Here is a 23,562-nt window from a genome sequence, read left to right on the forward strand (position 1 = left end):
AGACCCACGTGACGTGGATCGGCTCGTGCGGGTGGGTGAGTGGGCTGAGCTGCCCGGTTGACCTAGGCCGCCAGTCGGCGGTCCAGATCGAGATCGGTCGTGATGGTGATGTCATCCGGCCGCAGGTGGGCCGGGCCGGGCATCGAACTGCCCGGAAGTTGGACCGCAGCCGTGCCGTAGGCGACGGCGAGTCGAAGGGCGGCGGCGTGGTCGGCGGCGTGGTCGTCGGTGTCACGGACGCGCGCGATCAGGTAGCCGGTCAACGTCGAGTCGCCGGCGCCGACGGAACTGACCGGCGTGATCGGCGGACTGGATGCCAGCAGCGCCTGATCCGGGGTGACGAGGACGGCACCGTCGGCCCCGAGGCTGGCCAGCACCGCACCAGCGCCGCGGCGGATCAGTTCACGGCCCGCATCGACGACCGCACCGATCGTTGACAGTGAGGTCCCGACGGACTCCTCGAGCTCCTCGCGGTTCGGCTTGACCAGGTCCGGTCCGGCGTCCAGCGCAGCCTTGAACGAGGCGCCTGAGGTATCGATGGCGACCTTGGCGCCGACCTGATGGGCTCGACCGGCCAGGCTCGCCCAGAAGTGGTCGTCGACACGGGGCGGCAGGCTGCCGCTGCCGACCAGCCAATCGCCCGCCTTCAGTTGGGCGACGGTGACGTCGAGCAGCGCCTGGATCTCCTGTGGCTGCAGGGTGGGGCCCGTCTCGTTGATCTTCGTCGTCGTGCCGTCCGGCTCGGTCAGTGCGATGTTGACCCGGACGGGCTCTGCAATCGGCACGACGACCGGCGTGATGCCGCGGGCGTCGAGGAGTTCGACGAGGTGTCTGCCCTCAGCGCCGCCGCAGGGGATGACGGCGCGACCCGAGACGCCGGCCTTGGCCAGCGCCCGGACGACGTTGATGCCCTTGCCGCCGGGATCCACTTGGGTGGTGGCAACCGACCGTATGACGGCGCCCGCTTGCATCGTGGTGATGCTCATGGTCCGGTCGACGCTCGGGTTGGGCGTCAGCGTGACGATCATGCCCGGATCACCTCCACGTCGGCCTGCTCGATCTGTGAGATCAGGCGGCCGTCAGCGCCGGAGTCCGTGATCAGGGTGTCGATGTCACTGATCTCGGCGAAGCGGACGAGGTTGTCGTTGCCCAGCTTGGTGTGGTCGGCCAGCAGCACGACGCGTCGGGCCGCGCGCACCATCGTGCGCTTGGTGCCGGCCTCGCCAGCATCCGGGGTGGTGAGGCCACGCTCGACCGACACCCCGTTCGTCGCGATGAAGGCCACGTCGACGTACAGCTCGTCCAGCACGCTGGAGGCCCAGGTGTCGACCGCGGCCAGGGTGCGGCTGCGGACACGGCCGCCGATGGTGAGCAGGGTGACGTTCGGACGGTTGGCCAGGTCGACCGCGATGTCCAGGGCGTTGGTGACCACCGTGAGCTCCCGGTCCTGCGGGAGCGCCTTGGCGACCTGGGCCGTCGTGGTCCCGGCGTCCAGCAGGATGGACCCCTCGGCTGGAAGCTCCGCGAGTGCGCGCTTGGCGATGCGCTCCTTCTCAGCCACCATCCGCTGTCCTCGGTCTTCGACAGCCGGCTCGAAGCCGATGCGGTCCAAGGGGATGGCCCCGCCGTGAACGCGCTTGAGGACGCCGCGGCGCTCGAGACGGGACAGGTCGCGCCGGATCGTCTCGGGTGTGACCGCCAGCTCATCGGCGAGGCGGACCACTTCCACACGACCCTGTTCACGGGCCTGTGCGGCAATCACCTGCTGTCGTTCCTCGGCGTACATCGTGTCTGCTCCTGGTCGCGTGACCGCAACCTACACAACAGTCAAACACAAAGCAACACAAAAACAGAAAAACGGACAGAAACGCAGATGCGGGTGAGGCGGAGGCTACTCTCCGTCAGCGATCCGTCGCTGGATGGCAGCAGCGAAGCGGGCTGCGGCGCTCTCCTCGTGGCGGAGGAAGAGGGAGGGCTCCGCCATCTCGAGCTCCAACAGAACCGGACCTTGGCTGGTGTGAAGCAAATCAACTCGGGCATAGACGGGCACACCCAACGAGGTGGGCATGGCCTCGAGCGTGGTCTGCGCCACCTCCAACTCCGCATCCGATGCCGACGCCGGGGAGATGTCCTCAGGGGCGAACAACTCCTCGGTCGGTGCACCGCTCAGCTCGAGGAGCGCCTCCTTCCGGACGGCGTGGGAGAACTCGCCGTCGAGGAAGACCAGAGCCGTCTCGCCGCGGATGTCGACCGACTCCAGGTACGGCTGGATCATCACGGTACGGCCCGAGTCGAGGATCCCCTGGGCGTGTCCGACCGCGGCCATGCCGTCGGACTTGGCGTCGTACCGGGCTGTGTCGCGTGAGCCCGCCGACACGGTGGGTTTGATGACGAACTCGCCGTTGGTCGGCAGGCGCAGGTACCCGCCAGGTTGGACGTACCGCGTCGGCACGGTCGGGACACCGCCCGCGCCCAGGACTCCGAGGTAGCCCTTGTCCATGTTCCAGGCGATCAGCTTCGACGGGTTCATCACCAGGGAGGCCTTGGCCGCCCGGTCCAGCCACTCGACGAACTCGTCGTGCTTCTCGGCGTAGTCCCACGTCGACCGGATGACCACTGCGTCGTACTGCTTCCACCGGACCCCAGGATCGTCCCAGACCACGACATCGACGGAGGCTCCCGTGGCCTCGAGGGCGGGGATGAGGAGCTGGTCGTCCTCGTCGAGTTCGGGAACGTCGGCGCAGGTCGCCAGCGCGATCGAGGGGTCGGCCATGAGAGAGGAGTCCTTGTGTCTGTGGGGGGTCAGGGGTACAGCGCCTCGACATCGACGACGCCGCCGCCGGCCGCGAAGTCCTCGTCGACGGCCGCCCGCAGATCTGCATCACTCAGGTAGTCCAGCGCGGTTCCAGCCAGGGCGTAGGCACCGTCCGTAACTCCAGCGTCACCGGTTTCGCTTCTGGCAAACGCGGCGAACTCCGGGGTGTGCAGCGACACACCGAACGGCGCGATGTCCAGCAGGGCGTGGATGGAGGGAACGCGGACGGAGACGTTGCCGAGGTCGGTGGACCCGGTCAGCGCCTCGGGGATCACGCCCCCCGGCAGCACCCGTCTGCCGCGGGCGGTGGCGTGGACGGCGTAGCGCTGACTGAGGGGACCGTTCAGCCGGGTCGGCATGTACACGGGTGTGCGGTCCCACGTCACCTCCACCGAGCAACCCGCCTGGATGGCAGCGCCCTGGAAGATCGCGTCCACGCGGGTGCACAGCTCCTGGAGCGTCGCCGGCTCCGCCGAGCGGACGTAGAACTCGACCTCGGCCCGGTCGGGCACGATGTTCGGCTTGGCGCCGCCGTCGGTGAACACGCCGTGCACGCGGTCGGTCGGCAGCATGTGCTGCCGCAGTTGGGCGATGCCCGTGTAGGCCTGCACCGCGGCATCGAGGGCGTTGCGACCCAGGAACGGCAGGGCGGCGGCGTGGGCGTTGATGCCCGTGAAGGTGGCCACGACGGTTCGGACACCGATGAAGGGGTGCTCGGCGACATCGGCGAAGAAGGGGTGCAGCATCACCACGGCGTCGACGTCGTCGAACCCGCCGGCCCGGGCGATGGCCTCCTTGCCTCCGCCGCCCTCTTCGGCGGGGGTGCCGATCAGCTCGACCGAGCCGCCGGTGGTGCCGAGCTGCGTGGCGGCCGCCAGGAACCCGCCCACGGCGGTGGTGCAGATGACGTTGTGGCCGCAGGCGTGGCCGATGCCGGGCAGGGCGTCGTACTCCGCCAGGAACGCGACTCGCGGGTGGCCTTCGCCGGCACGGACGTGGACGGCGGTGTCGAGGCCGTACGCGCCGGGTGTGGTCTCGTGTCCCCGCTCGGTCAGGAAGGTGGAGACGGCGTCGGCGGCGTAGGTCTCTTCATACGCCAGCTCCGGGTGGTCGTGGATGTCATGGGAGAGGTCGACCAGCGCGTCGGCGTGGCGCTCGACTGCCTGGCCGGCGCCGTCGAGCACGGCTTGCTCTGCCCCACGGACCTCGCTGTCGGCCTCCACCCCGGGATGCCGTTCGATCTCGCCGATGAGGCGCTCGAACATCTGGCTGTAGTCGGGGGGCGGGGCGGGGTGTTCCTCCGAGATGGTCACACGGTGACCGTAGCGCCTACAGCGCCTCGAAGAGTCTGGCCACCGCCTCCGCGCCCGGATCGACGTGGCCGCGGAGCTGATCGGCCGAGACGTAGCTGGCTCGACCCGCGGCGGCGGTGTCCATTGCCGCCGTCTCCTCAGCACCCTGGCGTGCGGCACGCGCGGCGGCCGACCACCCCTGTCTGCTGGCGTCCAGCGCTGGGGCGAGGGCATCGATCATCGTTCGATCCCCAGGTCCCGCTCCGCCGACCTCGCTGACCCGCTGCAGGCCGGCTTGAAGGGCCGTGATGGCGCCGGCACCGTTGTCGGCTGCGTCCCCTGCGGCTGCGAAGAGGATGGCGAGGAGGACGCCGGAGGATCCGCCCATCTCCCTGCTCATGGTGGTGGACAGGACGTGGAAGAGGGCGGCGTGGTCAGCCAGCGGCAGGGTGTCGAGCTTCTTCAGAAGGGCGGTTGCGGCGACCTTGACCGTCGAGCCGGTGTCGCCGTCACCCGACTTGGCGTCGAGCTCGTTCAGGTCGGCCTCGGACTTGATCATCGCCTCACAGCAGCGCTCGAGGAGCCGCCGGGTCTCCGGGTGCTCGGATGGCTCGGGCTGGTCGTGCTCCAATCCGTCCGGGAGGGGGATGGTCCTGAGATCCTCCGGCTGGCTGGCGCCTGGCCAGGCAGGCGGCGCGGGCTCGGCGAGCAGCGCCGCGAGGTCGTCATCATCAACGGTCAGCAGCGATAGGGAGAAGCCGCGCATGTCCAGCGAGGTCATGAGCGGTGCGGGTCCGACCAACCAGTCGATCGACCGGCCGACGGGGCTGGCGGCCAACTCAGCGGTCAGGATGCCCATCTCCAGCGCGGTGACCCCGCCGAGGTTGTTCAGCAGCGCGACGCGATGCCCGGCGTCGTCGGTGAGGGGCCTGTGGTCCGACAGCCGTTCGACGACCAGGTGCATGGCCTGCCCGGCGTCGGTGAACTCCACCTGGTCGACTCCGGGTTCGCCGTGGATGCCCAGCCCGAGCTCGGCCATGCCGACGGAGATCCGCTCCTCCTTGGGTGAGCCCGGGACGGTGCAGGTGTCGAGCGACATGCCGATCGAGGAGACTCCAGCCACGGTCCGCCGCGCGGCCTCGGCGACGGTGTCGAGGTCGTTCCCCGCGTGCGCCAGCGCTCCGGCGATCTTGTGGACGAACAGGGTGCCGGCCAGTCCACGTGGTTGAGGCAGCTCGGGGAGGGCGATGTCGTCGTCGACGACGACCATCTCAACCCGCTTGCCCAGTGCGCGGGCGCGTTCGGCTGCGAGGCCGAAGTTCAGACGGTCGCCCGTGTAGTTCTTGACGATCAGCAGGCAGCCGGGATCGCCAGTGACGGCCAGGATCCCGGCGAGGACTGCGTCGACCGAGGGTGAGGCGAAGACCTCGCCGCAGACTGCCGCAGTCAACATCCCCGGCCCGACGAACCCGGCGTGGGCTGGCTCATGACCGGAGCCGCCGCCGGAGATGACGGCGACCTGGCTTGCGTCCCAGTCGGTGCGAACGACGACCTTGGTGGCTGGGTACCCATCCAGTCGCGCCAGGCGTCCGCCGCCGGCTCGGACCACGCCGTCGATCGCGTCGCGCACCAGCGTGTCGGTGTCGTTGATGAACTGATCCATGGGGGGTCTCTCCTCTGTTGTCGTGTGCGTTGGGGGAATCGTCGGTGTGCGGGCGCGGCGTGGTCAGGCCGTTCCCGCCGGTGTCGCGGCCAACCCCGTGTTGGCTCGGGCTGCCGACCGCTCAGTCGGAGAGGGCGTCGGGGTCGACCTCGCCGAAGCCGGATCGGGCGAGCCCCGCGATGGCGGCAACCGCAGCGGCCCGGTCGGGACCGGTCGCGCTGATCAGGATCTCGGTGCCGGTCTCGACCTTGAGCGCGACCAGGCTGAGCACGCTTGCGGCGTTGGCGCTGCGGCCGGATTCCGGAACGCTGATGGTCACCGTGGCGTCGTGCGCCCCCGCCTCGGCCACGAGGGCGGCCGCGGGACGCAGATGAAGTCCGGAGGGGTTGTGCAGCGTGACCCGTGTGCTGCTGCTGGTCGCCTCGTCACTCGCCTCACCCGCGGTCGCTGACGGTGGCAGCGGGGTGTCGGCCAGTTGGGTTTCCTTGGGGACGGTGCCGGCCGCGGCCTCTGTGGCCACCGTGTGCAGCGTCGCCCCGGCGGCGGCGGCGACGACGGCGCCGACCAGCCCTTCCACCAGCGGTGCGGGACTGAGGACCACGGGCACGTCGTCGGTGTCGGTCAGTTCCAGCGCCATCTCTGCCGACAGCACCGCGCTGCCGAGGTCCATCAGCACCAGCACGCCGCCCGGAGCCTTGGCCGCCACGTCGGCGATCGCGCCGGACACGGCCACGCCGTCGGTGCCGAAGCCGCCGTCGTCGGTGCCGGCCGCGATGGCGACGGGGGGCGGTTCGTCGACCATCTGCAGGGTGAGTGCGACGGCGGCCTCGGCGAGGGCTCGGCTGTGGGACACCACGACCAGCCCGACCGCGCCGGCCGAGTCCTGTTGGGTGCCGGTCACGAGGTACCGGGCGCACCGGTGCCGAGGGCTGCGGCAAGCGCCTCCATCAGCAGCGCGGCTGAGGCGGCGCCGGGGTCGATGTGCCCGATCGAGCGTTCACCGAGGTAGCTCGCCCGACCCTTCCGGGCGAGCAGGTCGCGCGTCGCTTCGCGGCCGCCTGCTGCGGCCTCGGCCGCGCGGGTGGTGGCGACCGCCAGGTCCGCTCCCTCGGCAACCGCTGCGTCGAAGGCGTCGACCGCGGGGGTGAGCGCATCGATCATGGTCTTGTCGCCGACTTCGGCCTTGCCCCGGGCGATCACGCCCTCCAGGCCAGCTCGCAGCGCCTTGCCGAGCGCGGCTGCGTCCAGCGCGTCGACCGCCCCGCCGGTCGTGCCCAGTCGGAGGAAGAAGGTCCCGTACAGCGGACCAGAGGCGCCCCCGACCTTGCTGACCAGGGTCATGCCGATGCTGCCGAACGCCTTGGCGACGTCGTCGGTCGCCAACTCGTCCATCGACTCCATCACCGCGGCCATTCCCCGCTGCATGTTGATGCCGTGGTCGGCGTCCCCGATGGCTGAGTCCAGTCGGGTCAGTTCCTGCTTGTGCTCCTCGACCCGTGTCGCGAAGACACGCACCCAGTCCAGCAGGGCGGCCGCCGTCGCTGTGCGGTCATCGGGCACCGCTGCCTACACCCCCCACCGCAGACCCGGTGTGTTCACCGGTGCGTCCCACAGGCGCAGCATCTCGTCGTCCACCTTCAGGAGTGTGAGCGAGCACCCGGCCATCTCCAAGGAGGTGATGTAGTTGCCCACCAACGACCGCTCCACGGCGATGTCCCGGGCGTCGAGCAGTGCCGCGATCTCGCCGTACATGAGGTAGAGCTCCAGCAGTGGCGTGCCGCCCATCCCGTTGAGCATGGCGATGACGCGGTCCCCGCCCGTGAGTGGCAGGTCCTCGACGACGGGGTCGAGGAGCTCGGCTGCGATCGCGCTGGCGGGCGCGACGGGTACCCGCCGCCGGCCGGGCTCGCCGTGGATCCCGATGCCGATCTCCATCTCGTCCTCGGGGAGATCGAAGGTCGGCTCGCCTGCTGCGGGGACGACGCACGAGGTCAGGGCCATCCCCATGGACCGGCCCGCCGCGTTGACACGCCGTGCCAGGTCGGCAACCGACTGGAGGTCCTGTCCCTCCTCTGCCGCGGCGCCGACGATCTTCTCGAGCAGGACGGTCACCCCCACCCCGCGACGACCCGCGGTGTAGAGGCTGTCCTGGACGGCGACGTCGTCATCGGTCACCACCGCCACGACCTCGATGTCCCCGTCCGCGGCCGCGAGTTCGGCGGCCATCTCGAAGTTCATGACGTCGCCGGTGTAGTTCTTGACGATGTGGAGCACGCCGGCGCCGCCGTCGACCAGCTTGGTGGCGGCGACCATCTGGTCCGGCGTCGGGGAGGTGAAGACCTCTCCGGCGCAGGCGGCGTCGAGCATGCCCGGTCCGACGAAGCCGCCGTGGAGCGGCTCGTGGCCGGAGCCGCCGCCGGAGACCAGTCCCACCTTCCCCTCACGGGGTGCGTCGGCTCGGTGGATCACCTTGTGCTCGTGATCGACGGCCAGATCGGGATGCGCGGCCTCCACACCCTTGAGGGCGTCGGCTACGACCTGCTCGGGGTCGTTGATGAGCTTCTTCATGCTGCCTGCTCCTTCGCGTCGGTCATGGCCTCGGAGGCGGTGTCGGCGGATGTGGTCGAGATCGCCACGTAGATGATTCCAGCCATGACGCCGGCCAAGCACTCGGCCGCCACGTAGACGGGCCACTGCTCCCACATCACCCCATCACCGAAGAGGCTCTGGATGATCATCGGGCCGGTGGTCCGTGCCGGGTTGATCGCGGCACCGGTGGCCGGCGCCACCGGGATGATGGCCGCGAACACGACCAACCCGATCGCGAGGCCTGCGAACCCAGCAGGTGCCTTGGCGTGGATGGCGCCGAACACGACCAGGACGAGGATGAAGGTGCCGACGAACTCCGCGGTGAAGGCCTGGATGGCGGGGATGTCGCCATAGCTGGCGACGCCGAGGCCGAGATCGACCGCCTCCATCCCCAGCACGCCGATGATGGCCAACGAGCCGATGACCGCGCCCAGCACCTGTGCGCCGAGGTAGCTGGGGACACTCCGCCACGGGAACTTGCCCGTGATCGCCAGGCCCAGGGTGACGGCCGGGTTGATGTGGTTGCCGGAGATGTGCCCGAAGGCGTACACGGTGGCGACCACGATGGTGCCGAACGCCAAGGAGATCATGCCGAGCTCGGACATCGTGAAGGCCGCGTCACCCCCCACGATCAGGGTTGCCGGCACCGATCCGACCCCCACGAAGACCAGGAAGGCGGTGCCCAACACCTCCGCTGTCAGCTTCTGCCACAGTCGGTACTCGTCCATTGCTTCGACTCCTTCTTTCTGAACAACTTTCGACATTATCGAATGGCAATCGTGAATCTAGGATGTCATGCTGTGGTTCGTCAAGAGGAAACTTGGCTTGGCGTCCCGACCCGGCAGGAGCGCGCAGTGATCCAGTCCATCGACCGCGCGGCGCAGGTGCTGCAGTCCCTGGCCGGTGCGCGTCGGCTGGGCATCACCGAGATCGGTGAGCGGTTGAATCTGCCGCCATCCACCGTGCACGGGATCGTCAAGTCACTGGCGATGCACGGGTTGGTGGCCAAGGAGCCGGGGGGATCGTGGTACATGCTGGGCCCGGCCCTGCTGCGACTGTCGAACGTGTTCCTGGACACCCACGAGGTCCGGCTCCGATCGCTCCGCTGGGTCGATGAGTTGTCACGCCGTACCGGTCATGCCATCCGGGTCGGGGTCGAGTTGTTCGACGATGTGATGGTGGTCCACCACGCGACACGCTCCGACGGCAGCCAGCAGATGGCCGAGACGGGGATCTCGATTCCGGCCCACGCCTGCGCCATGGGCAAGGTGCTGATGGCCTATGACGTGGCGCGGGTCGAGGCGGACCCTGCGGACCCTGGGCGGGAGGCCGAACCCCTTCGGCGCTTGACCAACACCACGGTCACCGACCCGGGCGAGCTGCGCGCCGAGCTGGACAAGGTGCAGCAGACGGGCCTGGCCTTCGAGCGTGAGGAGTCCGTCATCGGCGACTCCGGCATGGCGGTCCCGCTGGTCGATCGCCGCGACCAGGTCGTGGCGGCGCTGGCCGTCGTGATCCCGGAGAGCCAGTGGCCTGATCGGCCCCAGCTCGACGAGGTGATCGATGACCTCCGCGAGGCGGCGCGGGGCATCTCCCGCGAGTTGGGCGCCAGTCGGTGGCCACCGCCCGTGGACGACGGTGCGTCAGGGTGAGTGCGCAGCTCGATCTGGGCGTCACAGACCCCCGAGTTGAAGGTAGATGCCACCCAACAGCAGGAGCGCAACGACGGCCCGGGCGAAGAAGGTGGCCGGCCCCAGCTGGCGGACGTCGGTGACCACCCGGGCGGCGCGACGCTGGATCACGACGACGGCACCGAGGTGCCCGAGCGCGAACGGGATCGACTGGATGGCCGCCAGCAGATCGAGTGGGATCGGTTCGGGGTCGACCCGCTCCCCGGCCAGGCCGAGGTAGTTCGCGCCGGTGGCCAGCGGATCGGACAACCAGATGAACAGTCCTTGGCCGTCGATCAGCAGGATCGAGAGGTAGTGGGCCACGACCCACCCGCCGGCCACAGCGACGAAGGCAGGCCCGACGCTGACCCTGCTGCTGGTCCCCACGATCAGCCCGTAGAGGGCGGCGATGGTGACGATGAGCAGCATCAGGCCGAGCGAGGTGGCGAACCCGCCGACGATCGCCAGCTCGTGCCACCACTCGGTCTCGAGCACCAGGTCGGTGAGGGACCAGCCGATCAGCACGGCGCAGACCAGCCGCACTCGGGTGGTGTCCGCCAGCGCCGTCAGTCGGGACACCGGACCCCCGTCGCGGGGCCGCAGCAGCCCCATCGTGGTGGAGAGGACCGTGAGGCTCTCGGTGCGGGTCAGCCAGATCGGTCCGAATCGGGAGGTCCCTGCGACGTGGACCACCACGTAGGCGATCAGGATCAGCTGGAAGACGAAGACGGAGGCGTTGACCAGCAGTTGGATCCCGGCCCAGGCGACGAGGAGGGCGACGGCCGCTCCGTCGGCGACTCGCTCGGACAGCGCCGGCCGCGCCACGTCGTCGTCCACCGCCAGCGCCAGGTCCGCCCCGCGACCGAGCAGCCGCATCGGGTCCGCCCGGTGCCACCACGGTCCGACCACGATGCTGGTGATCGCGACGAACCCCCAGAGCAGGGTCATCGCGACCAGGTCGGTCAGGTTCTCGGCCGGGTCCGCCGAGCCGAACGTGGTGAGGACCGCGAGCAGGATGAGCCCGGCCAGGCCCAGCACCTGCCCCACGGTTCCCGCTTCCGTGCGCAGGACGGGGCGGGAGGCCGGGTCGGTGGTGCTGGCGGCGGGTGTCGAGGCCCGGGCGGCCGAGCCCTCGGCGCCGAGGGATGCGGTCACTCGCCGGGTGCTGGCCGCGCTGGCAGCCAGGAACAGCCCCGTCAACACCGTCAGGACGACGGTGAGGGGCACCGCGCCGATGCTCTGCGGCAGGGCATGGGCGAGTGTCACCGACGGGTTGGGTGTCGGCATGTCACTCCCCGTCGGGCGTCACGACCGGCAGCACGATCAGCCGGAGGTCGACCGGTGACCCGATCGCCTCGGCGACGGCCCCTTCGATCACGGTCGCATCCGCAGGCGTCGGGTCGCTGTCGGCTGTCACCGTGGCGGTCACCTCGACGGGAGAGATCCCGCTGGTCTCCACCTGCTGGACGCTGATGCCCGGGATGGTCTCCTCGATGGAGCTGATGATGCGACGGCGGTCGAAGCCCGTCTGGTCGGCGTTGAGGACGACGATGGCGACCAGCAGCCCGGCGACGGCCGCGATCATGCCGACCGCCCAGCCGCTGCGCGACTCCACCCGTCGGTGGCGCTGGATCCGCAGCCCCAGCCAGGCGAACACCAGGCAGCTGACAGCTGCGATGCAGACGATGTTGGTGGTGAACAGCAGCAGGGCACCCAGGGCCAGCTGCGCCTGGCCGATCCCGGCGGCCAGGCCGACGACGCACAGCGGCGGGACGAGGGCTGCGGCGATGGCAACCCCCGCCAAGGCGGCCGGGATGTCTCGGCGGGCGGTGGCGTACCCACCGGCGATGCCCGATGCCAGGGCGATGCCGGCATCGAGCAGGGTCGGGGCACTGCGTGACGTCATCTCGGAGGTGGGGGCATCCGGCTGGATGAGCAGACCGAGCACGAAGGAGGCAACCAGGATCATGCCGGTGCCGTTGAGGACGGTGGCCAGACTCTGACGGGCGATGCCGACCCGCCCAGCCGTCACACCGACGCCGAGGGCGACGAGCGGCGTCATCAGCGGGGCGACCAGCATGGCGCCGATGATCACGGCGGTGGAGTTGAGGAGCAGGCCGAGTGAGGCGATCAGCGCGGACACCAGCGAGAGCACCAGGTAGTCGGGTGAGGTCTTGGCCAGACGCTCGGCCTGCCACACCAGCTCATCCTGCTCGGGTTCGGTCAGGCGCGGTCGGATCCGACGGAATCGGCCATCGAAGACCCCGCGGTCGCGCGCGTGCGGTGCGTTGATCAGCAGCGGTCCGTCGAAGCCGTCGAGAACGGTCCTGATCGTCTCCTCGTGGACCTGGCCCTTGGTGCGGGCGCTGCCCAGGACCAGCAGCTCGGTGTCGGCTGCTTGCCGGAGCAGGGCCTGCGCCGGTTGATTGCCGTGCACCAGCCGACGGTCGCAGTCGTCGCCTCCGGGCAGACCGTCGAGTTGTTGCCCGAGGCGGACGCTGGCCTGGGCGATGGTGTGCTCGTAGTCGACCACGGTCACGGCCCGCGTCTCCACGCCCAGTGCGCCCGCCACCAGCAGCGCGAGGTGAGCGGTGCGGCGGTCCCGATCATGGGGGCTGACGGCCGCGACCACGCGCTTGGACTTGCGCAGGGGCGTGGTCTGACCGGTGCGGTAGAGCAGGACGTCGCACGGTGCGGCATCCAGGATGCTGGTGGTGATCTCTCCGAGCCCCGTCTCGTCGGTCACGCGGCCGATGCCGAGGACCACGGCGTCCGCCCCCTCCTCCGCCACGGTGTCGAGGACACCACGGGTGACGGTGGCGGCACGCGCGACCACGAGGTCGACCTCGACGTCCGGGCGCATGTTGGAGGCGGCAGCGCAGGCCTTCTCCAACCGCTCCATCCGCTCGTGTTCGGCATCCCGGCCCTTGTCCTCCAGCAGGATCGACAGACCGAGGACACGACCCCTCTCGCGGGTGACGGCGGCGGCCAGGCGCAGCAGACCGGGTGCGGTGTCCGGGTTCGCCAGGGGGACGACGACGGTCGCCGGCACGGGCACGTCTGCTGGCGTCCGCTCCATCGGGTTCATGCTACGTGGGTTGGGGGGTTGGGCCGTTGTGGGTGCCCGGTTGGTCACGATCGGGGCCTGACCCGCACATTCGTGGGTTTCGGCACGATCGTGCCCTACTCCGGCAGCCCATCGATCCAGCAGGTCGCCCAGAGCCCGACCTGGCTGCTGCGCGCCCGCTCGAAGGCGTCGGCCAGGTCGGCGGCGTACGGCGGGTTCTCGACGGCGAAGGCGTCCAGGAACCGGTCGTCGGCCAGACCCCGCTCCGCCAGGATCACGCCGAGGTCACCACTGGGGGTGAGGATCTGACTGACCGCGCGCTCGAACCGGTCGCGCGTGTAGGTCTCCGCGCGGAAGCCCTCGGCCAGGAGGGCGTTGGTGGCCGCTGCGGCCTCGACCCCGCCGCACTCGTCGGCCTCCGGCGTGTTGATCATCCCGACGCGGTACTCGACGTCGTCCGAGCCGACGAACGAGTCGCCGTCGATCCGGCGCTGCACCACGAGCGGGAACGTGGTGTCGAGCTCCGGTGGTGCGGGGGTCTCGGCCTGTGGCACGGGCTCGGGCCGGGGAATCGTCGGCGGTGGCGAGACCGAGTCGGTGCGGCCCACGGTCGGGTCGTCCGATGGTCCTCCGAAGAGGGTGCAGCCGCCGAGCAGCAGCACTGCGCAGAACAGCGCTGCGGTCCGCACACGTGTCGTCGTCCTCATTGCACTGCCGCCGTCATCCCGCCGCCCAAGTCTGCCCCGAAGCGGGCCCTGTGGGGCTATCGTGCCGCCATGGCTCCTGGACGCATGGCTTCTGGACACACGGCTGCTGGACGTGACCTGACCGCCGACCCGATCCGCTGGGGGGTGATCGGACCCGGCAACATCGCCGACGGGGTGATCGGCGACCTCGCCCTGCTGGAGGAGGGGACATTGCACGCGGCCGCCTCCCGCAGCCTGGACCGGGCGAAGGACTTCGCAGCCCGGCATGGCGCGCAGGTGGCCTACGGGTCCTACGCCGACCTGTTGGCCGACGACGACGTCGAGGTCGTGTACATCGCGACGCCGCACCGGCAGCACCACGGGATCGCGCTGGCGGCCATCGAGGCGGGCAAGCACCTGCTGGTCGAGAAGGCCTTCACCTGCACCCTCGCTGGCACCATCGAAGTGGCGGAAGCCGCCCGGGAGCGTGGTGTCTTCGTGATGGAGGCCATGTGGACCCGGTTCCAACCCGCCGTGGTCCGGCTGCGGGAACTGATCGCCGACGGCGCCATCGGCGAGGTCCGCAACGTGCAGGCCGATCTTGGCCTGCAGGTCGACTTCGACCCCACCCACCGGCTGTGGGATCCCGCCCAGGGCGGCGGGACGCTCCTCGACCTCGGCGTCTACCCCGTGGCGTGGGTGCAGATGATCCTGGGTGGCCGCCCGGCACGACTGGAGACCTCCGGCACGCTGGGGCCGAACGACCTGGACGCCGAGGCCACGCTCCTGTGGGAGGCGCCGGACGGCCGGCAGGGGACCGCCACCACCTCGCTGCTCTCACCGCTGCCCGGCCGTGCGGCGATCTTCGGGACCCTCGGCTGGCTCGAGGTGCCGCCGCGCTTCCACCACCCCGACCGCATCCTGCTGCACCGGGCGACCGAGGGGTGGTCGACGGATGAGACGGAGGAGATCGTCCTGCCCGCGACCGGGACGGGGTACAGCCACGAGTTGGACGAGGTGCACCGCTGCCTGGCCGAAGGCCGAACCCAGAGCCCGGTCATGCCGCTACAGGACACCGTCGCGGTCATGGGGGTGCTGGAGCAGGCGCTGCACTCGCTCGGCGTGTACCACGACGAGGACCCCTCGCCCATCTGAGCGGCCCGTACCCCCAGTTTCTGGGGATCAGCCCCGCCGACTAGGTCAGCAGCGGACGGCCGCGCTTGCGGCGCCACCAGTTCCGCACTGGAGTCCGCATCGCCTCCAGCGCCAGGTAGAACACCGGGAAGCTGACCAGCACCAGCAGGGTCGAGCTGATCAGACCGCCGATCAGCGTGAAGCCCAGCGACTCCCAGAAGGGGTCCGACAGCGACAGCGGCAGCAGCCCCACGACGGTGGTGATCGTCGTGGCGATCAGCGGGCGGAAGCGCCGCTCGACGGCCTCGCGAATGGCCTCACCTGCCGTGGCGCCACCACGGCGAGCCCGGTTGGCCGCCTCCACCAGCAGGATCGTGTTGTTCACCGCCACACCGATCAGCGCGATGAACCCAACCGTCACCAGGAACGAGAGGGGGTTGTCAGTGATCGTCAGCAGGCTGAACACACCCAGGAAGCTGAACGGGATGGCCAGGAAGATCAGGAGCGACTGCGCGATCGAGCGGAACTGCGCGGCGATCAGCACCAGCATCAGCACCAGCGCGATCTGACCGGCCAGGGCCAGCCCCGCGAAGTCCTCCTGGTTGTCGGACTCCAGACCGAAGTCGAACCCCAGCGCCTCCTGGGGCAGTCCGCGGTCGGCCAGCTCGGACCCGAAGCGGTCCTCCACCAGCTCCTGGGTGTCGGTCACCAGGGCCGTGAGCGAACTCGGGTCGTCGTAGGCCGCCCGCACCTCCACGTACCGCTCCCCATCGGCCCGGAACACCTGCCCGTCGGTCGAGACGATCGCGTCGGTGATCGTGACGGTCTCCTCGCCGACCGCGAACTCGGTCCCGACGAGGTCGTCGCGGATGTCCTGGACCAGCTCCTGTCCGGCCTCGGCCGTCTCGCTGGTGACCTCGATCTGGGCGGCGAACGGGAACTCCTCCAGCGGCGGGCCGTTCTCGGTCTGCGCGACCGTGATCCGGGCGCCCTGGATGTCGGCGATCCCCTCCTCGATCTCGGCGACGTACTCCGGAGCCGTGGTCTCCCGGCTGCCGATCGGCGTCAGGTCGATGAACGTCTCGATCACGCGCTCGTTGCCACGGACGTACTGCGAGCGCACCAGCTCCGCACCCAGCGTGTCGACGACGACGCCGTCGATCTGGTCGGCGATCGTCTGTGACTGCTCGATGGTCGTGCCGGGCGGGAACTCGGCGTTGATCGTGAGCCCGACCGAGTCCTTGCCCGTCGGGAAGATCGAGAATCCCAGGTTCCCCGCAAGGGCCCCACCGGCGCCGATGGCGATGAACGCGAAGCCGGCCAGCCCGAGGCCGACCAGCCAGCCCTTCCAGCCGTTGCCGGAGGGGTAGGCGGCCAGCCGACCCGCCGCCTTGGCCATGGCCCGCAGCGCCAGCACGATCGGGTTGCGGCCTGCCGTGCCACGAAGCAGGAACGCACGGGCCGCGACGGGGATGAACAGGATGGAGAAGAGGAAGGACGCCAGCAGCGTCATGATCACCGTGGTCGGGATCGGGCTGACGAACTCGCCGATGATCCCGCTGACGAAGAGCAGGGGTGAGAACACCACGACGGTCGTGAGGGTGCCGGCCAGCGACGCGGAGCCGACGCGGGCCAGGGCGGTGCGGATGACGCCCAGCCGCTCGTCGTCCTCGCGCGGGTCGGGTTCCTCCCGGTTCGCGTCGATCGACTCGGAGATGACGATGGCGTCGTCGACCAGCAGCCCCAACGTCAGGATCAGGCCGAACAGGGTGATGGTGTTGAGCGAGAAGCCGATGGACCACAGCAGTGCCAGCGCCGCGATCATGACGGTGGCCATGAAGCCGGCAGTCATGACCGCGGCACGCCAGCCGATCAGCAGCAGGCTGACCAGTGCGACGGCGATCAGACCGGTCCGGAGGTTGGAGGAGAGGGAGTCCAGCTGCTGCCGGACGCTGATCGCGAAGTCGGCGGTGATCGCGGCCTCGTAGCCCTCGTCCAACGCGGTGTCGTCGAGCTGCGCCTGGACCGCGTTGGAGAACTCCAGCACGTCCAGGTCAGAGTCCTCGGCCTGCGTCAGCCCGACGGCGATGGCCGCCTGATAGCCCGCATCATCCAGCGCAACACGCGTGTAGCGCGTCAGCCGCTCGACCTGCTCGCCCGTGGCCGGATCGACCACCTCGCTGATCAGGTCCCGGACCTCGGCGGCGTCGACGGCGTCGATCGAGGCCAAGGCGTCGGCCAGACCCTCCGCCCGGGCCTGCAGGTCCTCCGGGCTCACGCCGTCGGGCCCGACCAGTGAGACCAGCAGGTCGTACTCACCGACGAAGCTCGCAGCAGAGACCGACCGGTACTCGACCTGTGCGGCGTCGGGGACCTCCGCCCCCGCCGCGATCAGGCGCTCAGTGCCCTCCTCGGAGGACACGCCGTCCTCGAACTCGACGATGACGGCGAAGGTGTTGGGCTGGGACTGCGTGGTCGTGCTCGACACCCCGTCGACCTCGCCCAGGACCTCCTCGAGTGGGGCAGCCACGTCAGCATCGACCTGCTCCGGGTCACCGACGAAGTAGGCGCCGGTGACGAACGAGATGGGCGTGTCGACCGGCGGGAAGCCCTGCCGGTCCAGGCCCACGAAGAAGGCGTAGAGGCCCGACGCCAGGACCGCGACCAGCAGCGCGACGGTGAGCGCCCATCGTCGGCTGGCCCCGGTCGCGATGTCGGCGATGGTCGACCGGCCGGAGTCCGGGGGCGGTGCCGCCGACGGTGCCTCCTCCTCGGCCGGGGATGGACGATCGGCGTCTGGAGGGGTTTGGATGCTCACCCGGCGATGGTCGCTGCCATCGCCGGATCCTGCATCCGGGGAATCCCCTAGGTCTCAGGAGATCGGCTCGGCCTCGTCGCGGAGGACCCGCCGCAGGATCTTGCCGGACGCCGACTTCGGGATCTCGTCCATGAACGTGATCCGGTGCAGCTGCTTGTAGGTGGCGACCTCCTCGGCGACGAAGGCCTTGATGTCGTCTTCGCTCGCCTCCTCGCCGTCCTTCAGCACGACGTAGCCGACCGGCAGCTCACCGGCCTCGTCGTCCTGCAGGCCGATCACCGCAGCGTCGGCGACGGCCGGGTGGGTCAGCAACAGCGCCTCCAGCTCCGCCGGCGGGACCTGGAAGCCCTTGTACTTGATCAGCTCCTTCAGCCGGTCGACGATGTAGACGTGCCCGTCGGAGTCGATCACGGCGACGTCGCCGGTGTGCAGCCAGCCGTCGGCGTCGATGGTGCTGGCGGTCGCGGACTCGTTGCCGAAGTACCCCTTCATCACCAGGGGGCCCCGGACCCACAGCTCGCCACGCTCGTCGACGCCGAGGGACTCGCCCGATGAGGGGTCGACGATCATCGACTCGGCGTTCGGCACGGTCACGCCGACGGAGCCCGGCTTGTAGTCCCCGGGCACGGTCGTGTGGCTGACGGGGGAGAGCTCGGTCATGCCGTAGCCCTGGACGACCTCGCAGCCCAGGCGGCCACCCGCCTCCTCGCCGACCTCGGCGGACAGCGGGGCGGCGCCCGAGAAGATCTGCTGCAGGTTGGTCAGGTCGAACTGGTCGACGAGCGGGTGCTTGGCCAGGGCGACGACGATGGGCGGGGCGACGTAGGCACGCGTGCACTCGTACTGGTCGTTCAGCGAGAGGAACTGCTCGAGGTCGAAGCGCGGCATCGTCACGATCGTCGCGCCGACGTTGAGGCCGGCGTTCATGAGGACCTGCATGCCGTAGATGTGGAAGAACGGCAGGACCGCGACGAACGCCTCGTCCTCGGTGAAGCCCTGTGGCTCGGAGAACTGCACGACGTTGGCGACCAGGTTCTGATGGGTGAGCATCACGCCCTTGGACAGGCCGGTCGTGCCGGAGGAGTAGGGCATCACCACGACGTCTTCCTCCGGGGTGACCTCGACCTGCTCCTCCAGCGGCTCGCCCATGAGCTCCGACAGGGACGGGTAGTCCTCGGTCTGGTCGAGCGTGTAGACGTCGGTGATCCCGGCCTGTGCCGCGGCAGCCGCGGCCGTCTCGGCGACCATGCCGACCGTGACCATGATCGAGGCACCGGAGTTCTGCAGCTGGTGGCCGACCTCATCGGCGGTGTACGTCGGGTTGATCGTGGTGATGGCCCCGCCGGTCATCGCAACGCCGTGGAACACGACGGCGTACTCGGGGACGTTGGGGGCCATGATCGCCAGCACGTCGCCCGTGCCGAACCCGCGGGCGACCAGTCCGCCGGCGAGTGACTTGATCTGGCTGGCCAGCTGGCTGTAGCTGACCTCCCGGCCGGTGGGTCCGTCGACCAGCGCGGTCTTGTCACCGAGCTCGTCGGCCCGGGCGAGGATGAAGGGGGTCAACGCGGTGACGGGGATCTCGACGTCGGGAAGTGGGCTCTTGTGGATGATCTGGCTGCTCATGGTCTCTCCGGCACGTGGGGGAGCGGTGCGGGTGGAGGCACCGCGGGCTCGTCGGCTGGTCTACCCGAGAAACCCAGGTTGCAAGCGGAGGCGGACGGGAATCGAACCCGCCAGGACGACCATGTCGCCCTCGTCGGTGTTGAAGACCGCGGGGACCACCAGGAACCCAGACGCCTCCCAGAGAGGGCCCGAGCCTAGCCCGCCGGGCGTGGTCAGCGCGAGGTCGCTGACGTTTGCTCGATGGCGGACGGGACTACCCTGGCTGATATGGCTCACTCGCTGATCCACTACTCCGCAGACATCCCGACGCTTCGACGTCCCGTCATGATCGTCTCCCTCGACGGGTTCATCGACGCCGGGGATGCCGGGTCCAGCGCGGCCATGTTCCTGCGCCACCGCTGGGCCGCCAAGCCGATCGCGACCTTCGACCACGATGCCTTCATCGACTACCGGGCCCGCCGGCCCACGACCGTGATCGACAGCGGCCTGCTCAAGCGCGTCGAGTTCGACGAGTTGCGGGTCCTGGCCGCCCCGGTCGAGGCGGCAGAACACGATGCGGTCTTCCTCCTCGGTCCCGAGCCGGACATGAAGTGGGAGGCCTTCTGCGACACCGTCATCCGCCTCTCCCGCGACCTCGGCGTCGAGACCGTGATCAGCGTCGGTGCCTACCCGGCCGCCGCCCCGCACACCCGCCCCACCCAGATCGTCTCGGCCCGCAACATCGCAGCCGGCGACATCGTGCCCACCGCCCAGAAGGTCCCTGGCTACACCGGTCCGGTCGGCGCGCAGGTCATGCTCCTCCACCGCCTCGGCGCGGCCGAGATCCCCGCCATCGGACTCTGGGCCGAGGTGCCGCACTACATCTCCGCCAACCCCCACCCGGCCTCGGCCCTCGCTCTGGTCGAGATGGTCCAGGACACCTTCGGCACCACCGTCGACACCGAGGAGCTCGAGCTGGCCGCCGCCGCACACAACGTCCAGGTCGACGAGGCCGTCGCCGAGCACTCCGACGCCGCGGAGATGGTCGAACGCCTGGAAGCCCACCTGGACGGCGGCGGCGACACCGAACAGGTTCCCTCCGGTGACGACCTGGCCGCAGAGATCGAGCGCTTCCTCTCCGACCGCCAGGAGTAGTTCGGTTCCTCGCCCCGCTGCGGGTGACTCCGGTCACGCCAGCGCGACCTGGTCAACACACAGGCCGGCTCGAGCCAGCTACAGCAGCAGCCGGCACGCCGAGAGCACCGGGACCCGTCGCGTCAGGAGCCGTCCAGGCGCCCCACGCCGACGTTGAAGAGGCGGACCTTCGACTGGGCGACCAGCTGACCCTCCTCGTCGGCCATGTCGACGTTCCACAGCTGGACGGACCGGCCGAGGTGGACCGGCGTGGCCGTCGCGGTCACCGTTCCCGACCGGGTGGCCCGCAGGAAGTCGGTGTGGTTGCTCTGCCCCACCGCTCCAGCATCGGGTCCGCCCAGCTCTCGCGCGGCGAGGGCCCCGCCGATGCTGGCCACGGTCTCGGCGATGGCGCAGTACACGCCGCCGTGCACGATCCCGTAGGGCTGGTGGTGGGCCTCGGTGATCTCGAGTTGGGCGACGCACTTGAGCCGGGTCGCCAGCGTGAACGCCATCCCCATCGCCTCGACGAACCCGCCACGGCTGGCGTTCATCTCGGGGGCGTAGTTGCGCAGCGGGTTGCCGTCCTCGTCGGTGATGTCGCTCATGACCGGCAGGCTAACCGACGCTGACACGCGGAATACCCTGGCAAGCGATGAGCACCGTGCGCGACGTAGACAGCCAGACCTTCCAGACCGAGGTGATCGAGGCCTCGAAGAGCCGTCCGGTCGTCGTCGACTTCTGGGCTGCCTGGTGTGGCCCCTGTCGGCAACTCTCCCCACTGCTCGAGACCATGGCCGAGCGGTTCGCCGGCACCGTCGACGTGGTCAAGGTCGACGTCGACAGCAACCAGGCGCTCGCGCAGCAGTACCGGGTCCAGGGCATCCCCGCCGTCAAGGCCTTCGTCGACGGTCGGCTGGCCAGCGAGTTCACCGGCGTCCAACCCGAGCCGGTCATCGAGAACTTCTTCGCCTCCCTCGGCCCCTCGCCCGCAGACCAGCTCGTGACCAGCGCCCCGACCGCCGCCGACCCCGCAGCCGTCTACCAGGAGGCCCTCGACCTCGAGGCCGACCACCCCGCGGCCGCGATCGGCCTGGCGGGGATCCTGGCCGCTGACGGCAACGCCGACGAGGCCCGGGCCGTCCTCGCCCGCGCCCGCCCGACGCCGGAGGTGGCGCAGGCCATCGCGGAGCTCGACCTGGGCGCCGGAGGGACCGCCGACGTCGATGCCCTCCAAGCCGCAGTCGACGCCGGCGACGATGACGCCCGGGTTCCCCTCGGTCGTGCCCTTGCCGCTGGCGGCCAGCACCAGGACGCCATCGCGGTGCTGCTGGACGGGGTTCGGACGCCGGCCACGAAGGACGACGCCCGAACGGCGCTGCTGGACGTCTTCACGGTCCTCGGCAACGACCACGACCTGGTCAAGTCGGCCCGCCCACGGCTCGCGGCCGCGCTGTTCTAGCCTGGACCGTTATCGTGTGGCCCCATGGTCGAACAGGTTGAAGTAGTCGAGGACGACGAGCCCGAGGCAGCAGCGGAGGGCGAGGACAGCCCGGAGCCGATGATCACCGAGCCCGGCAAGCTCATGCGCATCGCGGTGATGTTGCGCGAGGTGCAGGGCGAGGCGAGGCGCGCGGACGCCGACGAGGGCGGCCGGTCGATGCTCCGGCAGGTCCACGAGCGGGCCATGGCGGAGCTGTGCGACGTCCTGTCCAGCGATCTGCAGGACGAGCTGTCGCAGTTCTCCTTCGAGTTCGACTCCGATGCGCCGTCACAGAGCGAGATCCTGATCGCTCAGGCGCAGCTCATCGGATGGCTGGAAGGCCTGTTCCAGGGCATCCAGGCCGCGATCTTCAACCAGCAGGCCGCGGCCCAGAAGCAGCTGGAGGCCATGCGGCAGCGCGGCCTGCCCCAGGGTCGCCCGGCCGGGCCGGGTCAGGATCAGCGCTCGGGCGGGGACTCCTCGCCGGGCAACTACCTCTGAGGACGCCGGACGGCGTAGAGTCACACCCCAGTCACAACCAGCCGTCAGAACCAGCAAGCCAAGGAGTCACCGCAACATGGGTCGCGCACGCGAACACTGGGAGCTGCTCCGTGCAGCCCTCGAGAAGACCGACGTCGAGGCCGTCGACGCGATGTACGCACCCGACGCCGTCTGGCTCGAGCCGCACAACCCGCCACACGAGACCAACAAGCTCATCGCCGCCTACCTGAGCTCGTGGATGCAGGCGCGGGAGAACATCGACGTCACGACCAAGCGGCTGCTCGAGTCCGGCGACGGCAGCTTCGTCGCCGTCGAGTGGGCCATCTCCTACACCGCCGCTGGCCGGCGCTGGAACTCGCTGCCCCGCTCCTCCTGGATCGAGGTCGGCGACGAGGGCATCACCTACCACCGGGACTACCTCTGACGCTCGGTCAGCCTCCCACTCAGCCGGCGGTGGCGATGAACAGGCCCGTCCCCTCCGCCAGCAGCTGCCCGTCCCCGGACTCGAGCCGGGACAGCAGGTGCAGCTTCCGGCCATCCCGCCGGTCGAGCCACGCCCGCGCCTCGAGTTCGGTCTGCACCGGTGTGGCGGCGGCGTAGCGCACCGTGAGCGTGCCGGTGAAGGCCGCCGTCCGCTCCAGCAGCAGGACGTAGCCCATGATGTCGTCGAGGATCGCGGCGATGATGCCGCCGTGGGCGCGCTCGGGGGCGCCCTCGAAGGCTGCGCCCAGGTTGATCCGGCCGACCGCCACGCCGCCATCGCGATGGACCCGCATCATGATGCCCATCGGGTTGATCCGGCCACTGACCACACACTCCTCGAAGTGCCGCATCGGCTGGCCGTCGTCGGGTGGGTCCAGCCACAGCTCCTTCTTGAGGACGGAGACGTCGCGGTGACGCCGGGGCGAGGCCTCGACCAGCTCTGACGTGGCATCGGCCTGACGGGCGATTCGCTCCAAGAGCTCCTCGTCGGCGTCGAAGGCCACCATCGCGTGGTTCAGTCGGCGAAGTGCGGCAGCGGCAGCCAGTCGGGGGTCGATGGACGCATCCTACGGCCCGACAGCGCTCAAGTGCGCCGCTCGTTGACCGATCTAGGAGGTGTCCC

General features: G+C 69.9%; 22 protein-coding genes and 1 tRNA gene. 6 read left to right on the top strand and 17 right to left on the bottom strand.

Features of this window, described 5'->3' with window-relative positions; all coding sequences use genetic code 11:
* Positions 1–62: 62 nt before the first annotated feature.
* The 9 genes from pfkB to C1746_RS06560 form a co-directional block, all read right to left on the bottom strand.
* Entirely contained in the window at positions 63–1,028 is a 966-nt protein-coding gene (pfkB, locus tag C1746_RS06520) for a 1-phosphofructokinase (RefSeq protein WP_116713836.1), read from the bottom strand.
* A complete protein-coding gene (locus tag C1746_RS06525; protein WP_116713837.1) occupies positions 1,025–1,786 on the bottom strand; it encodes a DeoR/GlpR family DNA-binding transcription regulator in 762 nt (253 codons plus the stop codon). Before C1746_RS06525 ends, pfkB begins: the two co-directional genes overlap by 4 nt.
* A gap of 105 nt (positions 1,787–1,891) precedes the next feature.
* Complete coding sequence (locus C1746_RS06530; RefSeq protein WP_116713838.1) at positions 1,892–2,773, bottom strand: ATP-grasp domain-containing protein; 882 nt, start codon at positions 2,771–2,773, stop codon at positions 1,892–1,894.
* A 29-nt stretch (positions 2,774–2,802) separates the two neighbouring features.
* Complete coding sequence (locus C1746_RS06535) at positions 2,803–4,128, bottom strand: M20 family metallopeptidase (protein ID WP_205711741.1); 1,326 nt, start codon at positions 4,126–4,128, stop codon at positions 2,803–2,805.
* Positions 4,129–4,144: 16 nt separating this feature from the next.
* On the bottom strand, positions 4,145–5,770 hold the full coding sequence (locus tag C1746_RS06540) for a dihydroxyacetone kinase subunit DhaK (RefSeq protein ID WP_116713839.1): 1,626 nt from the start codon (positions 5,768–5,770) through the stop codon (positions 4,145–4,147).
* Positions 5,771–5,891: 121 nt separating this feature from the next.
* Complete coding sequence (dhaM, locus tag C1746_RS06545) at positions 5,892–6,671, bottom strand: dihydroxyacetone kinase phosphoryl donor subunit DhaM (protein WP_205711742.1); 780 nt, start codon at positions 6,669–6,671, stop codon at positions 5,892–5,894.
* Complete coding sequence (dhaL, locus tag C1746_RS06550; RefSeq protein WP_116713840.1) at positions 6,668–7,330, bottom strand: dihydroxyacetone kinase subunit DhaL; 663 nt, start codon at positions 7,328–7,330, stop codon at positions 6,668–6,670. Before dhaL ends, dhaM begins: the two co-directional genes overlap by 4 nt.
* 6 nt (positions 7,331–7,336) lie before the next feature.
* Positions 7,337–8,338, bottom strand: a complete 1,002-nt coding sequence (dhaK, locus tag C1746_RS06555) for a dihydroxyacetone kinase subunit DhaK (protein ID WP_116713841.1) — start codon at positions 8,336–8,338, stop codon at positions 7,337–7,339.
* Positions 8,335–9,087, bottom strand: coding sequence for an MIP/aquaporin family protein (locus tag C1746_RS06560; protein ID WP_116713842.1), 753 nt, complete (start codon positions 9,085–9,087; stop codon positions 8,335–8,337). The genes dhaK and C1746_RS06560 overlap by 4 nt, the downstream gene beginning before the upstream one ends.
* 126 nt (positions 9,088–9,213) lie before the next feature.
* Between C1746_RS06560 and C1746_RS06565 the strand changes: the two genes are divergently transcribed.
* Positions 9,214–10,011: an IclR family transcriptional regulator gene (locus tag C1746_RS06565; protein WP_116713843.1), complete on the top strand. Its 798-nt coding sequence runs from the start codon at positions 9,214–9,216 to the stop codon at positions 10,009–10,011.
* 21 nt (positions 10,012–10,032) lie between these two features.
* On the opposite strand, the gene C1746_RS06570 is transcribed toward C1746_RS06565, so the two are convergent.
* The 3 genes from C1746_RS06570 to C1746_RS06580 form a co-directional block, all read right to left on the bottom strand.
* A complete protein-coding gene (locus C1746_RS06570) occupies positions 10,033–11,316 on the bottom strand; it encodes a hypothetical protein (RefSeq protein WP_116713844.1) in 1,284 nt (427 codons plus the stop codon).
* A 1-nt stretch (position 11,317) separates the two neighbouring features.
* Positions 11,318–13,108 carry a TIGR00341 family protein gene (locus C1746_RS06575; RefSeq protein ID WP_162867457.1) on the bottom strand — a complete coding sequence of 597 codons (1,791 nt, stop codon included), beginning with the start codon at positions 13,106–13,108 and terminating at the stop codon, positions 11,318–11,320.
* Between the two features lie 104 nt (positions 13,109–13,212).
* Complete coding sequence (locus tag C1746_RS06580) at positions 13,213–13,803, bottom strand: thermonuclease family protein (protein ID WP_162867458.1); 591 nt, start codon at positions 13,801–13,803, stop codon at positions 13,213–13,215.
* Between the two features lie 69 nt (positions 13,804–13,872).
* Here C1746_RS06580 and C1746_RS06585 point away from each other — a divergent pair, with 69 nt between their 5' ends.
* Positions 13,873–14,937, top strand: coding sequence for a Gfo/Idh/MocA family protein (locus C1746_RS06585; protein ID WP_205711743.1), 1,065 nt, complete (start codon positions 13,873–13,875; stop codon positions 14,935–14,937).
* 40 nt (positions 14,938–14,977) lie between these two features.
* On the opposite strand, the gene C1746_RS06590 is transcribed toward C1746_RS06585, so the two are convergent.
* The 3 genes from C1746_RS06590 to C1746_RS21940 form a co-directional block, all read right to left on the bottom strand.
* A complete protein-coding gene (locus C1746_RS06590) occupies positions 14,978–17,734 on the bottom strand; it encodes an efflux RND transporter permease subunit (protein ID WP_116713848.1) in 2,757 nt (918 codons plus the stop codon).
* Positions 17,735–17,788: 54 nt separating this feature from the next.
* Positions 17,789–19,360, bottom strand: coding sequence for a 4-coumarate--CoA ligase family protein (locus tag C1746_RS06595; RefSeq protein WP_116713849.1), 1,572 nt, complete (start codon positions 19,358–19,360; stop codon positions 17,789–17,791).
* An 84-nt stretch (positions 19,361–19,444) separates the two neighbouring features.
* Positions 19,445–19,538 (bottom strand) — tRNA-Sec (locus C1746_RS21940).
* Positions 19,539–19,627: 89 nt separating this feature from the next.
* Here C1746_RS21940 and C1746_RS06600 point away from each other — a divergent pair.
* On the top strand, positions 19,628–20,494 hold the full coding sequence (locus tag C1746_RS06600) for a PAC2 family protein (protein ID WP_162867459.1): 867 nt from the start codon (positions 19,628–19,630) through the stop codon (positions 20,492–20,494).
* A gap of 122 nt (positions 20,495–20,616) precedes the next feature.
* Here the strand turns inward: C1746_RS06600 and C1746_RS06605 are convergent, their stop codons facing one another.
* Positions 20,617–21,081 carry a PaaI family thioesterase gene (locus C1746_RS06605; RefSeq protein ID WP_205711744.1) on the bottom strand — a complete coding sequence of 155 codons (465 nt, stop codon included), beginning with the start codon at positions 21,079–21,081 and terminating at the stop codon, positions 20,617–20,619.
* A gap of 47 nt (positions 21,082–21,128) precedes the next feature.
* Here C1746_RS06605 and C1746_RS06610 point away from each other — a divergent pair, with 47 nt between their 5' ends.
* The 3 genes from C1746_RS06610 to C1746_RS06620 all read left to right on the top strand — a co-directional run bounded on the left by C1746_RS06610 (position 21,129) and on the right by C1746_RS06620 (position 22,881).
* Entirely contained in the window at positions 21,129–21,935 is an 807-nt protein-coding gene (locus C1746_RS06610) for a tetratricopeptide repeat protein (RefSeq protein ID WP_116713851.1), read from the top strand.
* Positions 21,936–21,959: 24 nt separating this feature from the next.
* A complete protein-coding gene (locus C1746_RS06615; protein ID WP_116713852.1) occupies positions 21,960–22,457 on the top strand; it encodes a proteasome activator in 498 nt (165 codons plus the stop codon).
* Between the two features lie 76 nt (positions 22,458–22,533).
* Positions 22,534–22,881 (top strand): nuclear transport factor 2 family protein, encoded by a 348-nt coding sequence (locus tag C1746_RS06620; protein WP_116713853.1) that lies wholly within the window; start codon positions 22,534–22,536, stop codon positions 22,879–22,881.
* A 19-nt stretch (positions 22,882–22,900) separates the two neighbouring features.
* Here the strand turns inward: C1746_RS06620 and C1746_RS06625 are convergent, their stop codons facing one another.
* Positions 22,901–23,446, bottom strand: coding sequence for a PaaI family thioesterase (locus tag C1746_RS06625; protein WP_116713854.1), 546 nt, complete (start codon positions 23,444–23,446; stop codon positions 22,901–22,903).
* Positions 23,447–23,562: the final 116 nt, after the last annotated feature.

This window comes from Euzebya tangerina (genome assembly GCF_003074135.1).
GTDB lineage: Bacteria > Actinomycetota > Nitriliruptoria > Euzebyales > Euzebyaceae > Euzebya > Euzebya tangerina.

What these genes read in the sequence shown, in the direction of transcription:
- pfkB (WP_116713836.1), bottom strand. Translation starts at nt 1,028, where the DNA reads ATGATCGTCACGCTGACGCCCAACCCGAGCGTCGACCGGACCATGAGC.
- C1746_RS06525 (WP_116713837.1), bottom strand. Translation starts at nt 1,786, where the DNA reads ATGTACGCCGAGGAACGACAGCAGGTGATTGCCGCACAGGCCCGTGAA.
- C1746_RS06530 (WP_116713838.1), bottom strand. Translation starts at nt 2,773, where the DNA reads ATGGCCGACCCCTCGATCGCGCTGGCGACCTGCGCCGACGTTCCCGAA.
- C1746_RS06540 (WP_116713839.1), bottom strand. Translation starts at nt 5,770, where the DNA reads ATGGATCAGTTCATCAACGACACCGACACGCTGGTGCGCGACGCGATC.
- dhaK (WP_116713841.1), bottom strand. Translation starts at nt 8,338, where the DNA reads ATGAAGAAGCTCATCAACGACCCCGAGCAGGTCGTAGCCGACGCCCTC.
- C1746_RS06560 (WP_116713842.1), bottom strand. Translation starts at nt 9,087, where the DNA reads ATGGACGAGTACCGACTGTGGCAGAAGCTGACAGCGGAGGTGTTGGGC.
- C1746_RS06570 (WP_116713844.1), bottom strand. Translation starts at nt 11,316, where the DNA reads ATGCCGACACCCAACCCGTCGGTGACACTCGCCCATGCCCTGCCGCAG.
- C1746_RS06575 (WP_162867457.1), bottom strand. Translation starts at nt 13,108, where the DNA reads ATGGAGCGGACGCCAGCAGACGTGCCCGTGCCGGCGACCGTCGTCGTC.
- C1746_RS06580 (WP_162867458.1), bottom strand. Translation starts at nt 13,803, where the DNA reads ATGAGGACGACGACACGTGTGCGGACCGCAGCGCTGTTCTGCGCAGTG.
- C1746_RS06585 (WP_205711743.1), top strand. Translation starts at nt 13,873, where the DNA reads ATGGCTCCTGGACGCATGGCTTCTGGACACACGGCTGCTGGACGTGAC.
- C1746_RS06595 (WP_116713849.1), bottom strand. Translation starts at nt 19,360, where the DNA reads ATGAGCAGCCAGATCATCCACAAGAGCCCACTTCCCGACGTCGAGATC.
- C1746_RS06600 (WP_162867459.1), top strand. Translation starts at nt 19,628, where the DNA reads ATGGCTCACTCGCTGATCCACTACTCCGCAGACATCCCGACGCTTCGA.
- C1746_RS06605 (WP_205711744.1), bottom strand. Translation starts at nt 21,081, where the DNA reads ATGAGCGACATCACCGACGAGGACGGCAACCCGCTGCGCAACTACGCC.
- C1746_RS06610 (WP_116713851.1), top strand. Translation starts at nt 21,129, where the DNA reads ATGAGCACCGTGCGCGACGTAGACAGCCAGACCTTCCAGACCGAGGTG.
- C1746_RS06615 (WP_116713852.1), top strand. Translation starts at nt 21,960, where the DNA reads ATGGTCGAACAGGTTGAAGTAGTCGAGGACGACGAGCCCGAGGCAGCA.
- C1746_RS06620 (WP_116713853.1), top strand. Translation starts at nt 22,534, where the DNA reads ATGGGTCGCGCACGCGAACACTGGGAGCTGCTCCGTGCAGCCCTCGAG.
- C1746_RS06625 (WP_116713854.1), bottom strand. Translation starts at nt 23,446, where the DNA reads ATGGTGGCCTTCGACGCCGACGAGGAGCTCTTGGAGCGAATCGCCCGT.